The 13,083-nt window shown below is 57.7% G+C and carries 14 protein-coding genes, 1 tRNA gene and 1 other RNA gene; 6 read left to right on the plus strand and 10 right to left on the minus strand.

Annotated features, from left to right (window positions below; all coding sequences use genetic code 11):
- Nucleotides 1-239: 239 nt before the first annotated feature.
- Nucleotides 240-653, minus strand: an RNA gene (gene rnpB, locus HK23_RS10805) — RNase P RNA component class A.
- 93 nt (nt 654-746) lie between these two features.
- Between rnpB and HK23_RS10810 the strand changes: the two genes are divergently transcribed.
- On the plus strand, nt 747-1,784 hold the full coding sequence (locus HK23_RS10810; RefSeq protein ID WP_179193879.1) for an alpha/beta hydrolase: 1,038 nt from the start codon (nt 747-749) through the stop codon (nt 1,782-1,784).
- Here HK23_RS10810 and HK23_RS10815 read toward each other — a convergent pair.
- Both HK23_RS10815 and zwf read right to left on the minus strand, forming a co-directional pair.
- Nucleotides 1,781-2,227 carry a hypothetical protein gene (locus HK23_RS10815; protein WP_086653967.1) on the minus strand — a complete coding sequence of 149 codons (447 nt, stop codon included), beginning with the start codon at nt 2,225-2,227 and terminating at the stop codon, nt 1,781-1,783. The genes HK23_RS10810 and HK23_RS10815 overlap by 4 nt on opposite strands.
- A complete protein-coding gene (gene zwf / locus HK23_RS10820) occupies nt 2,224-3,696 on the minus strand; it encodes a glucose-6-phosphate dehydrogenase (protein ID WP_086653986.1) in 1,473 nt (490 codons plus the stop codon). The genes HK23_RS10815 and zwf overlap by 4 nt, the downstream gene beginning before the upstream one ends.
- A gap of 261 nt (nt 3,697-3,957) precedes the next feature.
- Here zwf and HK23_RS10825 point away from each other — a divergent pair, with 261 nt between their 5' ends.
- Nucleotides 3,958-4,230, plus strand: coding sequence for a DUF2312 domain-containing protein (locus HK23_RS10825; protein WP_025825221.1), 273 nt, complete (start codon nt 3,958-3,960; stop codon nt 4,228-4,230).
- Between the two features lie 82 nt (nt 4,231-4,312).
- Nucleotides 4,313-4,981: a LapA family protein gene (locus HK23_RS10830; RefSeq protein WP_086653968.1), complete on the plus strand. Its 669-nt coding sequence runs from the start codon at nt 4,313-4,315 to the stop codon at nt 4,979-4,981.
- Nucleotides 4,982-5,006: 25 nt separating this feature from the next.
- On the opposite strand, the gene proB is transcribed toward HK23_RS10830, so the two are convergent.
- The 4 genes from proB to rplU all read right to left on the minus strand — a co-directional run bounded on the left by proB (nt 5,007) and on the right by rplU (nt 7,933).
- Nucleotides 5,007-6,137: a glutamate 5-kinase gene (gene proB / locus HK23_RS10835; RefSeq protein ID WP_086653969.1), complete on the minus strand. Its 1,131-nt coding sequence runs from the start codon at nt 6,135-6,137 to the stop codon at nt 5,007-5,009.
- Nucleotides 6,138-6,184: 47 nt separating this feature from the next.
- On the minus strand, nt 6,185-7,201 hold the full coding sequence (obgE, locus tag HK23_RS10840; protein WP_063908514.1) for a GTPase ObgE: 1,017 nt from the start codon (nt 7,199-7,201) through the stop codon (nt 6,185-6,187).
- A gap of 104 nt (nt 7,202-7,305) precedes the next feature.
- Entirely contained in the window at nt 7,306-7,575 is a 270-nt protein-coding gene (gene rpmA, locus HK23_RS10845; protein WP_043553668.1) for a 50S ribosomal protein L27, read from the minus strand.
- Nucleotides 7,576-7,618: 43 nt separating this feature from the next.
- Complete coding sequence (gene rplU / locus HK23_RS10850; RefSeq protein WP_006559166.1) at nt 7,619-7,933, minus strand: 50S ribosomal protein L21; 315 nt, start codon at nt 7,931-7,933, stop codon at nt 7,619-7,621.
- Between the two features lie 222 nt (nt 7,934-8,155).
- Here rplU and HK23_RS10855 point away from each other — a divergent pair.
- Nucleotides 8,156-8,245 (plus strand) — tRNA-Ser (locus tag HK23_RS10855).
- Between the two features lie 223 nt (nt 8,246-8,468).
- Nucleotides 8,469-9,275, plus strand: coding sequence for a hypothetical protein (locus HK23_RS14375; protein ID WP_143217555.1), 807 nt, complete (start codon nt 8,469-8,471; stop codon nt 9,273-9,275).
- A 126-nt stretch (nt 9,276-9,401) separates the two neighbouring features.
- On the opposite strand, the gene HK23_RS10860 is transcribed toward HK23_RS14375, so the two are convergent.
- The 3 genes from HK23_RS10860 to qhpR form a co-directional block, all read right to left on the minus strand.
- Nucleotides 9,402-9,617: a hypothetical protein gene (locus HK23_RS10860; protein WP_063908515.1), complete on the minus strand. Its 216-nt coding sequence runs from the start codon at nt 9,615-9,617 to the stop codon at nt 9,402-9,404.
- Between the two features lie 151 nt (nt 9,618-9,768).
- The gene (locus HK23_RS10865; protein ID WP_086653970.1) at nt 9,769-10,326 is read right to left on the minus strand and encodes a flavodoxin family protein; all 558 of its coding nucleotides are present in this window, start codon (nt 10,324-10,326) and stop codon (nt 9,769-9,771) included.
- 116 nt (nt 10,327-10,442) lie between these two features.
- Nucleotides 10,443-11,498, minus strand: coding sequence for an AraC-like transcriptional regulator QhpR (qhpR, locus tag HK23_RS10870; protein ID WP_086653971.1), 1,056 nt, complete (start codon nt 11,496-11,498; stop codon nt 10,443-10,445).
- A gap of 200 nt (nt 11,499-11,698) precedes the next feature.
- Here qhpR and HK23_RS10875 point away from each other — a divergent pair, with 200 nt between their 5' ends.
- A complete protein-coding gene (locus tag HK23_RS10875; protein WP_086653972.1) occupies nt 11,699-13,081 on the plus strand; it encodes an ethanolamine ammonia-lyase subunit EutB in 1,383 nt (460 codons plus the stop codon).
- Nucleotides 13,082-13,083: the final 2 nt, after the last annotated feature.

Genomic DNA, 13,083 nt, shown 5'->3' on the forward strand with positions numbered 1-13,083 from the left:
TCATGGTGTAATGTGGGATAGCATGGGATTTTATGGGACGCAAATTAAAAAGGCAGAAAAAACAGCAGAAAACCGCCATTTATGAAGTAGTTCCGCAGAACTGTTTGAAGCCATGAAAGCAATGGTAAAATAGAGACCAACAAAACTTTGCCACGCCATGTTCTTCAAATGTTCTGCATATACGTGCAGATATCGGCAGAACGCCGTGGGGAGCGTAATGAAATGAGGCAGAAACAGAAAATGCCAGACGGTCTGTAAGCCGGGTTCTGTCCAGCTCCGAAGAGCCTGGACGGTCATTCGTCTGGGACACGCCTCGCGACATGCCTCACGCAACCAACCCGAGCAGCGGGGCGGGAGAACCCCTGAAACCCTTGCAGGTTTCCGCCGCTCCTATTCGGTCTTGCTCCCGGTGGGGTTTACCCTGCCTCCTCTGTTACCAGAGGAGCGGTGCGCTCTTACCGCACCGTTTCACCCTTACCTTCAGCTTTGTCCCATGGTTTCCCATGGATCATCGCCCGGAAGGCGGTTTGTTTTCTGTGGCACTTTCCCTAAGGTCACCCTCGCCAGCTGTTAGCTGGCACCGTTCTCCCGTGGAGCCCGGACTTTCCTCCCTCCTGCACAGTATGCAGAACAGCGACCGTCCGACCGTCTGGCGGCGCCACCCTGCGTCGGGCTGCACAGCAGGTCAAGGGGCAAGCGTGACGGAATCGTCTCGGCATGGCGCAAGAATGCAGTATGCTGATGCTATGAGAGTTTCCGCAGAGCCTGAGACCGCTCAGGGCATTCCCGCTCGTCCCAATTTCTACTCCCGCCTTCTGTTGGGGTGGATCCGCTGGCAGGGGGCGCGTAGTAAAGCCGGACCGTCCCAAAAATTTCAGCCTGTGGCGGCCACTCTTCGGGATGCAGCCGCAGAACGCGCCGAATTTCTGGCCGTGCTGCGCAAAGCGATGGATACGCCCTCATTCCCAACGCGCCTTTCGGCTCTGGGGGTCAAAAAAGTTCTGTCCATTTCCGTGCCCGGTGCAGCCGGCCCCATGCGGGCGCGGCTTTATCTGCCTTACGGGCGGGTGAGGGGCGCTGTCCTGTTTCTCCATGGTGGTGGTTTTGTGCATTGCGGGCTGAATTCGCATCACGGCATGTGCTGCCGTCTGGCGCGGGTTTCCGGTGCGGCGGTGCTGTTGCCCGATTATCGGCTTGCACCGGAGCATCCTTATCCTGCTGCGGCGGATGATAGTCAGGCCGCCTTGCGCTGGCTCGCCGCTGTTTCTGCCCGCTTCTGGGGCGGCAAGATCGCTGTGGCGGGGGATAGTGCGGGGGGAAATCTGGCTGCTGTTCTGGCGCAGGATGGCGCAGCGGGGCACGGGCCGGTTCCGGCGTTGCAGCTGCTCTATTATCCCTCACTGTATGGGGCGCAGGTTTTCCCGTCACATGACCTGTATGCGGAGGGGTATTTCCTCTCCCGCGCCTCCATGCAGTGGTATGGGGATCAGTATATAGCGCGCGAGGAAGACTGGACTGCGCCGCGTTTTGTACCAGGCCTTAATCCCAATCTGTCGGGCCTGCCGCCTGCCGTGATTGTTACGGCGGAATGTGACCCGATGCGGGATGAAGGCATGGCCTACGCGCAGGCTCTACAGCAGGCGGGCGTGCCCGTGCAGTATAAATGCTATCGCGGCGCGGTGCATGGCTTCCTGAACTTTTACGCCCTCATGCCTCAGGGTAAGGCCGCACTGCGGTTTGGTGGCCGGGCCTTACGAAAGGCCTTTGCCTCAAAAGGCCCTTAAGGCATCGGGTGGAACAGCGTCGGGGAACCCTGATCCGACATGATGACGTGGTTCATCCGGTCAATCCGCAGGGTGAACAGCTTAGGCAGTTCACCTTTGGGGCCGGGGCAGGAGCCAGAGGTTTTTTGCATCACGTCAATGCGGGAGCCCGTTGGCGGGTCATTCCCGTTCACCACAAACAGCAGGCAGTCCGGTTTGATGTTTGTCATGCCGTTATGCGTCACCACCACTCGCAGGTGGCGCACCAGCGCGGTATCATCAAACCAGCTTTCTGGCCGGAAGGTGTAGCGGTCTGTCAGGGTGTCGATCACCCCGGTTTTGGCCAGCACAATCATCAGCACGGAAATGGGCACGACCAGCGCCAGACGGCGCAGAACATGCTGGCGCAAGGTACGTTTGCGGAACGGGCCGCGCTGGGACAGGGGGGAGGGTTTTAGGCTCATGTCAGCATATCTTCATGCCAGAGGGCACCATCTCGCGCCAGCAGGGCGCGGGTTGAGGCAGGACCCCAGCTGCCAGCCGGATAGGGTTCCAGCGGCGAGAGGGCGTGACGCCAGGAGTCCAGAATCGGTTCAATCCAGCGCCAGGAGGCTTCCACTTCATCCCGGCGGATGAACAGGGCCGGGTTGCCGCGTACGGCGTCCAGAAGCAGGCGCTCGTAGGAATCGTGATACTCGATGGTGAACTGATTTTCATACGACATATCAAGAGCCGCATTCCGCACCCGGAAACCGCCTGCGCCGGGGTCCTTGGTCGCAAGAACCAGTGAGAGGCCTTCCTTGGGCGCAATACGAATGACCAGCCGCCCCGGAGAAGGTGTGTTGGTGAAAATCGGCCACATCTGCGGGCGGAACTGCAGCACAATTTCCGTGGTCTTGGCGGCCAGTCGCTTACCGGTGCGCAGGTAGAACGGGGTATTGCCCCAGCGCGCAGAGCGGATTTTTGCGCGGATGGCGACAAAGGTTTCCGTATTGCTGGCGCGGTCCTGCCCCAGATCCTCCGCGTAGCTGGGCACGTCCTGGCTATCAATACGGCCGGCAGTATACTGCCCGCGAATGACGTTATGGCGCACCATATCCGGCGTCATCGGGCGCAGGGCGTTCAGCACCTTCAGCTTTTCGTTCCGCAGGTCATCGGCCTGCAACGAGGCCGGGGCATCCATTGCCACCATGCACAACACCTGCAGCAGGTGGTTCTGCACCATGTCACGCAGTGCGCCGGATTCGTCATAATAAGGTCCGCGCTTGCCGACGCCGACCGTCTCAGCCGCCGTAATCTGCACGTGAGCAATTGCGTCGGAAGACCAGAGCTTTTCCAGTGCCGGGTTGGCAAAGCGCAGGGCCAGAATGTTCTGAACCCCTTCTTTCCCCAGATAATGATCAATCCGGTAGATCGATTCTTCAGGGAAGAAGCGTCCCACGCCGTCATTAATTTCCGCCGCGGTTTGCATGCTGACGCCAATGGGCTTTTCCAGCACCACACGCGTGATGGGCGTAATCAGGGAATGGTCCGCAAGGGCAGCGCAGAGCGGGGCATACAGGGCGGGACTGGTGGCCAGATAGAAGACTCGCGTCCGCTGCGCATCACTCAGATGCTCTTCCAGTCCGCTCCAGTCACTGCCTTCTTTTGTAGCGTCCAGAGCAACATACTGCACCAGAGCAAGAAACTTGTTCAGCGTTTCCGCATCCCGCGCGGCGGTGGGGGCAAATTCCCGGAGGGCGTTGCGCACCTGTTCGCGGTACTGATCGGTGGAATGGGCGGAGCGTGCCACGCAGATAATGCGCGCATCATCCTGAAATTCCTGCGCATGGAACCGCTGTAAAAACGCAGGCAGCAGCTTGCGCATTGTCAGATCGCCCGTGGCGCCGAAAATAATGAAATCGAAAGGGTCAATCCGATTAATGTGCGCCATGGCCATAGTACTCCCGCAAGATCGTGGGTGCCCTTGAAAAGCCCCAAACAAAGACTTTCTTCCCCCTGAGTGTGCATTGAGAACGGGGCAGCCGGGAAAGCGTTGTGGCAGACGGTTTGTCCATAAGGCTTCTGGCTGTCAAGGTAATTGACCGCGCGGGCGGCTCGCGATAAGCCCGCGCCTTTGGTGTTCGGGCGTGGCGGGCGAAAGGCCTGCCGCAGTCGTGCCCTGAACACGGTCTGTAAACGGGGGAACTGGAGCATGGATACCGAAGGATTTTCCGGTGGTGACGATGCCGCTGTGGGTGGCATTGCCGCTGACCGGCTGAGAAGCATCATCGAGCGGGTCGAGCGTCTGGAAGAAGAGCGCAAGGCGCTTGCAGGCGATATCAAGGATATCTTTACCGAAGCCAAGTCCGCCGGGTTTGATGTCAAGGTCATTCGGCAGATCATCCGCCTGCGCAAGCAGGAGCCGAGTGAAGTGGAAGAGCAGGAAACCCTGCTTGATATCTATCGTCGCGCCCTTGGAATGTAATGAAGGCCGTGCCGGGCAGCGGGTTGCCGCAAGGGAGGCCGCTGGCACGGCATGGAAACCTGACATGTGGGGTCTGTAGGAAATGATGTCTGTAGTGTTTCCAGACTGGATGCCGCTCTGGGCGCAGCTTTTGGTGATAGCGGTTGTTATCGTCTTTGGGCTTGCGTTCCTGATGATGCCTTTTGCTGTCTTTGGCGTAAAAGGCCGGCTGGCGGAGCTGGAGCTGCAAATTCAGGAAATGCAGGCCGAGGTGCGGGCGCTGGCCATGCGTCTGGCGGCAGGGCAGGGGCAGGGCACGCGTTCGGCCGTGGATGAGGCTCTGAGCCGTCCATCCGTGCCGGAGGGTGTGCAGGTGGAGGAAATCCGTCCGCCGGAACCAACCCGCCCCTCTCCCATTCTGTCCGCCCCTGTGCTGACGCCGCTGCGCACCCCCAAGGTTTCCGACGCGTATGAAGCGCGCCGCGAGGCCCCGCCGGCTCCTAATCTGGAGCCGGAGCCGCGGGAGGGTTCTGCCCGCCGGGTCATGCCCTGGCATGAGCCGCAGAAAGATGCGTCCGGGCGCAAGGAGCCGCTGGCGGATACCATGCGCCGTTACCGTGCGCCTGATGCTGATCAGCCGCCGTATCGGCCTGATTTTTTACGGAATGCAGAACAGCCGGCAGAACCGCGGGTCAACCGGTCTTACGATGAAGACACAGGCCGGGCTGAGCCTGTACTGAACTGGCCGTCCCGTAAGCCTGCTGATTTCTAAAAAACCGGAGGGGATGCCCCCTCCTTCAGGCCATAACGAGGTCGTCTCTGTGGATGATCTCGTCCCGTCCCTGCCAGCCCAGAATTTCAGAGACTTCTGAAGAGCGATGTCCCGCAATCTGGCGGGCATCATCGGCATCGTAAGAGGACAGGCCTCGCGCCAGAACGCGGCCATCATTATCCACAACCACAACCAGATCGCCCTGAGTGAAGTCTCCTTTGACGCCCAGCACACCTGCGGGCAGCAGGGAGCCACCATGCCGCAGGGCATCTGCCGCTCCGTCATCAATCATGATTTCACCCGCAGGTGTCAGGCTTCCGGCAATCCATTGTTTACGGGCTGTCTGTGCACAGGCCTGCGGCAGGAACCATGAGCAGCGTGCGCCTTCCAGCAGGGCGCGCAGCGGGTGGTTCTGCTTGCCAAGAGCAATGGCCATGGCGCAGCCGGAGCGCGTAGCAATGCCCGCCGCCAGAAGTTTGGTCCGCATGCCGCCGGAAGAATAGCCCGGCGGTGGTTCGCCTCCCATGGCTTCAATTTCTGGGGTCAATGCCTCAATGACCGGCAGATGCTGGGCATCCGGGTTTGTGCGGGGGTCTGCTGTGTACAGGCCGTCAATATCGGACAGCAGAATGAGCTGATCCGCATCGGTCATCTGGGCGACACGCGCGGCAAGGCGGTCATTATCGCCAAAACGGATTTCTGCCGTGGCGATGGTGTCGTTCTCGTTGATAACTGGCACACAGCCCAGACCCAGCAACGTATCCAGCGTGGCGCGCGCGTTCAGGTAACGCTGGCGGTCTTCTGTGTCTTCCGGTGTCAGCAAAAGCTGAGCCGCCGTCAGGCCTTGTGTGGAAAGGGCATGGCTCCATGCCTGCGCCAGACTGATCTGGCCTACGGCGGCAGCGGCCTGTTTTTCCGGCAGGCGGAGGGTGCGGTTTGTTAATCCCAGCGTATGGCGGGCCAGAGCAATGGCCCCGGAGGAGACGACGGTTACGTCTGTGCCCTGCTGCCGGAGCTGGGCGATGTCCTCCGCTACACTGGCCAGCCAGGCCTGCCGTGGAGCTGCTTTATCCGGGTCCACCACCAGCGCGCTGCCGATCTTGATAACAAGCCGACGGGCGGAAGAAAGGGAAGGGCTGGTGGGGCGTCCGGTCATGGAAAACAATCCATTCTTTGTCGTGGCCCCCGGAGGGGCTTGCAGGCTTAAGCGGGGTCTTCTTCATCCTTACGGATGGTTGTGACCTGTGTCTGAATGGCCCGGAGCAGTTCCGGAACACCCTGCCGCGTGGCGGCGGAAATCAGCATGACCGGGGCGCCACTGGCTTTTTCCAGCGCGCGTTTGCGGGCAGAGGCTTCCCGCGGGGTCATGGCATCATTCTTGTTCAGGGCGATAATTTCCGGCTTGTCGGCCAGACCACCGCCATAGGCATCCAGCTCGTGCCGGATGGTGCGCCAGGCATCTACGACGTCACCCGCAGCGCCATCAATCAGATGCAGCAGAACGGCGCAGCGTTCCACATGGCCCAGAAAACGGTCACCCAGACCGGTGCCTTCATGCGCGCCTTCAATCAGCCCCGGAATATCCGCCACCACAAACTCTTCTGTCATGGACAGGCGCACAACCCCCAGTTGAGGGTGCAGGGTGGTGAAGGGATAATCTGCAATTTTAGGACGTGCGGCGGACACAACCGACAGGAATGTAGACTTCCCGGCGTTGGGGAGGCCGACCAGACCAACATCGGCAATCAGCTTCAGACGCAGCCAGACCCAGCGCTCTTCACCCGGCCAGCCCTTGTCGGACCGGCGCGGGGCGCGGTTGGTGCTGCTTTTGTAATTCGCGTTCCCAAAGCCGCCGTCACCACCCCGGCAAAGGGTGATGGTCTTTCCGGCTTCATCCAGATCCGCCAGCAGGGTTTCCCGGTCATCATCAAAAATCTGGGTGCCGATCGGCACCTTGATGACCACGTTCTGCGCAGCAGCCCCCGTGCGGTCAGACCCGGCTCCGTTACCGCCCTTACGGGCGCGGAAATGCTGGGTGTACCGGAAGTCGATCAGGGTGTTGAGGTTAGGGACGGCTTCAAAAATGATATCGCCACCACGGCCGCCATTCCCGCCATCCGGGCCGCCGAATTCAATATATTTTTCCCGGCGGAAGGCGGTGACACCATCTCCGCCATCGCCGGAGCGGACGTAGATTTTTGCCTGATCAAGAAACTTCATGGGATACTTTCAACGCCTGAACATGAAAAGGGGCCGATCCTGTGAGGACCGGCCCCTTGCCATTCCGGCCACGGGAAAAACGCGTGGTGGAGCTTACCGAATACTTATTCAGCAGCTGCCGGCAGCGCGTCCACGGAAACGTGCACGCGGCCTTCGGCGCGACGCTCAAAGCGAACGCTGCCGTCAACCAGAGCGAAGATGGTGTGGTCGCGACCAACACCAACGTTAGCGCCCGGCTTCATCTTCGTGCCGCGCTGGCGGATGATGATGTTGCCAGCGATAACCTGTTCGCCACCAAATTTTTTGACGCCAAGACGGCGTCCGGCGCTGTCGCGCCCGTTACGGGATGAACCGCCTGCTTTTTTTTGTGCCATGACCTAAGTCCTCCTTGGTCTTACCAGCCGAACCCAGTTGGGCTCAGGCGGCGTTAATCTCTTGAATGCGCAGAACGGTAACCGGCTGGCGGTGGCCATTCTTGCGGCGGCTGTTCTGCCGGCGGCGCTTCTTGAAGATGATGACCTTCTTGAGGCGGTCCTGAGCGATGACGGTTGCCGTCACCTTTGCGCCAGCAACGGTGGGGGCGCCAATGGTGGTGGTGCCTTCGCCACCTACGGCAAGAACTTCATCAAAGGTGATGGTAGCGCCAGCTTCGGTTTCCAGCTTTTCAACCTTGAGCACCATGTTGGGCTCAACCCGATACTGCTTGCCGCCGGTGCGGATAACTGCGAACATAAAACCTGTCTCTCTTTCCGATCTCTTGACCTTCCGCGGCACAGGCGCAGGCGAAGGGTCTGGTCGCTTTTTGTTCCTTGGCCGCATTGGCGGCATGGCTCCATCTGTGTGGAGTGGTGCGGCTTTTTACGGGGAGTCTCCCCCGCTCGTCAACAAGAACTTGCTAAAGCCGGGGATCTCTGCTTGCGCGCCATAAAAACCCTGCTTATAAGCCGGGCCAACGGAGAGGTGCCGGAGCGGTCGAACGGGGCGGTCTCGAAAACCGTTGTGCGAGCAATCGTACCGAGGGTTCGAATCCCTCCCTCTCCGCCAGAGAAAAAAATATAAACTACTGGGTACACAGTTTTTCTTAAAAAATCGCAGACAATTGCGGTTGCATGTATAGGTTTTTCTCATAGTTAATTGCTAACAACAAAAGCAGCAATTCAACAACAAATGCGTTTATTATGGCTCTGCATTGCTCTTGAGATTCTATCGACGATTTTTTAAAGAAAATATTACGACGTATATATCATTAATAAGGATGCTTTTTAAAATGTATAGTGGTAACCCAGAAAAAACAAACGTAGCAGAAAGATTGGAAGATACGTTTAATGAGTTGAGAAAATTTCTTCCGATAAACGCATCTCAGAATGTCTCTATTTTACAAATGTGGAGGCAAATGTTTGATAGCGATAATTCTCGGGGAGATTTTTATCTTTTTGATCGCATTCGAGATGTTGCAAGCGATATAGAGTTGCTTAAATCCCAGATACGTTCAGGGTCTCGTTTTAATGAAAGTCGCAGGCAGTCCTCTATTCAATTATTAAGTAATTGTGAGATATTCACAAATATTTCTAAACTAAATCAAAATGCATCTGGCTATCGCGCGCAATGCAGTGAAACTATGTGTGGCCATTTGGGTCTCCTTGGTGCCAATATTGAATCCGAATTTCCTGAGAGCCGCTTTTCAGAAGAAGATATTTCAGCTATAGTAACGGGATTAGGAGAGGTTTTGTCGCTTCTTGACGATTCTCCATTGTCTCACGAGCTTAAATTCCGTCTGAAACGTCAAATCAATCAAATCATACTTTATTTGGAACATCCAGAATGCCTAAATGTTCAGGATACTCTTGAAAAACTTGGGAGCGTGACACTCACGGCTCACCAAGCTGATCGGCTAATTCCCACACAGGAAACTACGAAAAAGAAAGAGAGTAGGTCTATTTATCAAAAGCTTCTCTCAACTTTCGGCGTCGCTCAGAAAGCTGTCGAGCGCGGTGATAAGTTGTATCAATCAGCCGAATCTCTGGCTCATGCAGGTCAACACCTTATTGAGACAATTACACAATCCCAATCTTAGATGCCGCTTTAGCTTATCTCTATTTTTTTAATATAGAGTTCTGTAAGTATTCTCTACAGGCAGTTTGTATAAGCCTGTAGAGCGTTTATTCTTTATAGAGCTGTCAGAACTCAACCGTAACGGAACTTAGTTGCAGGTCTGGATAACGGATTTGATGCCATCGCGGGCCTCAGGGTTTTCGCCTGAAAAGCCGGGGCAGCTGCTGTGATAGAAGTTTTTGCAGCCAGACAGCGTGAATGCGACCAGTACAACCAAGGCTACTTTTTTTCCTACAGTCATTACGTTTCCGCCTTCATCGTGTTGTCTGAACTGGTATGAATTTTCTGACCGCAGCTTGTCCATTCTTTTCTGGCTCCGGTCAATCTGCGGCCAGCTTATGGCAGCCCTGCCATGCAGTCTCCTGAAAGATCCGGGCCGGGGAAACAGGCAAGGGCTTCAGGGTCGGCTGTGAGCAGCCCCTGAAGCCACATCATTAGATTAAAGCAGTAATGCGTTACGCCGCAGAAAAACGGGCAGCGATATCAGCTACGCGTTTGCCATACAGAGTCGCTGTGTCCAGATCGCCCTGCGGAATTTCATCCACGCTGGCATCAGCCGGGCTTTGCACCAGCAGGCCAACGGACCCGCCAAGGTTGTTGATGTCCGTGCGCTTCGCGGCTTTGGTGTTGGCCGGGGCAAGGCCAAGGCTGACCCAGATGCCCCCATGCTGGGAGGCCAGCGTGTTCAGCCATTCCAGCGTCACGGATTTATCGCCATTCAGGCTGGCGCTATTGGTAAAGCCGCCGAAAATCTTGTTTTCCCATCCGCGGGTAAACCAGATTTTCGAGGTGGCATCAGCAAATTTTTTGAACTGCCAGCTGGCATTGCCCATGTAGGTCGGCGCGCCGAAAATAATGGCTTTGGCGGCGTTCAGCTTGTCCCATGCATCTTCCGGGATATTGCCGTTTTCATCAATGGTGATGAGGGTCGCATTTGCACCCTGTGCCACATGCTCCGCAACCTTGCGCGTGTGACCATAGCCGGAATGATAAACAACAAGAACGTCGGACATTCTCTCTTTCCTTATCGGGATGTGCCGTGTTGGCGGCGCGTTTGTGAAGTCGTCAGGGCACCATGCCATCCACGCCGGGGCACGATAAGAACCGTTTTCGAGATGTCATCTCCAACTCAGGGAGTGAAATCCCCCCGGGTCTGTTGCCGCCATGCGCGGGGCGACATGCTACTCCATTTTCGGAAAGCCCGGCTAAAAGCACTGGTTTCCGTATAAGCCAGCCTACGGGCAATTTCGCTGATGTCATGCGTGGGAATGGCCAGATAGCGGAGCGCTTCGGCGTATCGGGTTTCTTCCAGCAGAGCAGAATAGGACAGATTGAGCTGCGCCAGCCTGCGTTGCAGGGTCCAGGGCGGCAGGTTCATCCGGGCGGCGATATCGGGGAATTCGATATGTCCGTCTTCAAGGGCGGCCCGGATGTACTGAACCACCTGTTCTTTCAGGGAGAGTTGCGGGGCGGCGAGATCCGGCCTGCTGCGGGAAAGAGAAATGAGGGAGGAGCGGATGACCTCCAGCATGATCGGGTCTGCATCCGGCATGGGGCGGTCCAGCCCTGTTTTGCGGAACACCAGAGCATTGGTCGGGCATTGAAAACGGATCTCCGCCTGAAACGCCTGCCGATGTTCTTCCGCCTGCTCTGGCTGGCTGTGTTCAAAATGCACTTCTTCCGGTGCCCAGTCCGGCCCCAGCGCATGGCGCAGAATGTTGCAGAACATCCCCATGGTGAGTTCTGCATCGTGTCGCCGGGTGAGAATGGCCGGGTCCCGAATGGCATAATCCAGCCGAAGCAGGTCCCCTTGCTGCACAAATCGGGTTTCTGTGCGAGCCTGATGATAGCCGAAATGCGAGGCCAGATTGTGCAGGGCATCTGACACCGTGGGGGAGAGAAGGGCGACATAGCCGATCAGCCCCAGCTTGCGCGGGTCAAACTGCTGGCCAAACCAGAGGCCGATATTGCCATCCTGTGTGTCGGCTGCGGCTTCCTGAAACAGGCGGCAATAGGCCCCCAGATCCAGCGCATCGGTCGGCAGAGAAAACTGGCGGGTGGAGAGGCCCGCACGTCCCGCAATGCGGTCAATGTCCCCGCCACGGTCCTGCATGAAGCGCTCTACTCCCCACGCGGCGGCGGCGAGAACGCTGGCGTTTTCTCCTGTGCCGGGAAAGCGGGGCATGGTGTCCTCAATGCAAGAGTGGCGGTGTTTACCATTTTGAACGTTGTAAAGTGTCAAAAGTTTGTTGGTATCCGTCAAGTCAGCCAGCCCCCGGAACGCGTATCATTTCAGTATCGAACGAAACAGAAATAACGGGGCAGGATACCGAGTCCCGGTTTGTTTCTGGCGGATTTCCGCAGAGTCTCGGGAGGCATGCTGGCATGGGCTTTCAGTACAGTCTTGGCGGTGAACGCTATGTCTTTGATGATTTGAAGGCCCTGATGGCCGCAGCCTCTCCCTTGCGTTCCGGGGATGAGCTGGCCGGCCTGTCCGCTACGTCTGATGCGCAGCGTATTGCTGCCCGCTATGCGCTGGCGGATGTGCCGCTCGACCTTTTTGTGCGGACTGAACTGATTCCCTACGAGGCCGATGACGTCACCCGTCTGATTATGGATACGCACGATACGGCGGCATTTGCCCCGTTTGCATCTATGACGGTGGGGGACCTGCGGGACTGGCTGCTGTCGCATGAGGCTACGCCAGCAGCCCTGACAGCCGCAGCGCCGGGCTTTACGCCGGAAATGGCAGCGGCGGTCAGTAAAATCATGCGCAATCAGGACCTGATGAGTGCGGCCCGGAAAATGCGTGTGGTGACCCGCTTCCGCAACACCATTGGTCTGGAAGGCTGTCTGGCGTCTCGCCTGCAACCCAACCACCCGACAGATGACCTGAAGGGGATTGCTGCTTCCACGCTGGACGGACTGCTCTATGGCATGGGGGATGCCGTAATTGGCATCAACCCCGCGACGGACAGCGTCGCCAACGGTCTGGCCCTGCTGGATATGCTGGACCATGCCCGCCGACGGTATGACATCCCGACCCAGACCTGTGTGCTGACTCATGTGACCAATACGCTTGAGATCATGAACAAAGGCGGTGCGGTGGACCTGGTCTTCCAGTCCATTGCTGGCACGCAGAAAGCCAATGAAGGCTTTGGTGTCACGCTGGGTATTTTGAAGGAAGCGCATGAGGCCGCCCTGTCGCTCAAACGCGGCACGGTGGGCGATAACGTCATGTATTTTGAAACCGGGCAGGGGGCGGCCCTCTCTGCTGAGGCGCATCACGGGCTGGACCAGCAGACGGTGGAAGCCCGTGCCTATGCCGTGGCCCGTGCGTTCCGGCCTTTGCTGGTGAATACGGTCGTCGGCTTTATCGGCCCGGAATATCTGTACGACGGCAAGCAGATTATCCGCGCCGGGCTGGAAGATCATTTCTGCGCCAAGCTGCTGGGTGTGCCGATGGGGTGTGACGCCTGCTACACCAACCACGCCGAAGCTGATCAGGATGACATGGACAACCTGATGGTGCTGCTGGGCGCTGCGGGCATTACCTTCCTGATCGGTGTGCCGGGCGCGGATGACATCATGCTCAATTATCAAAGCCTGTCTTTCCACGATATTCTGACCTTGCGCAGCATGCTCAACCTCCGCCCCGCGCCTGAATTTGCGGCATGGCTGGAGCAGATGGGGCTGTTTGACGCGCACTCTGGCCGCATGCGGGAACTTGCACCGCACCAGACCCGCCTCGCGCAGCTGGTTGGCTGACC

Source organism: Acetobacter malorum, from assembly GCF_002153605.1.
GTDB classification, from domain to species: Bacteria; Pseudomonadota; Alphaproteobacteria; order Acetobacterales; family Acetobacteraceae; genus Acetobacter; species Acetobacter malorum_A.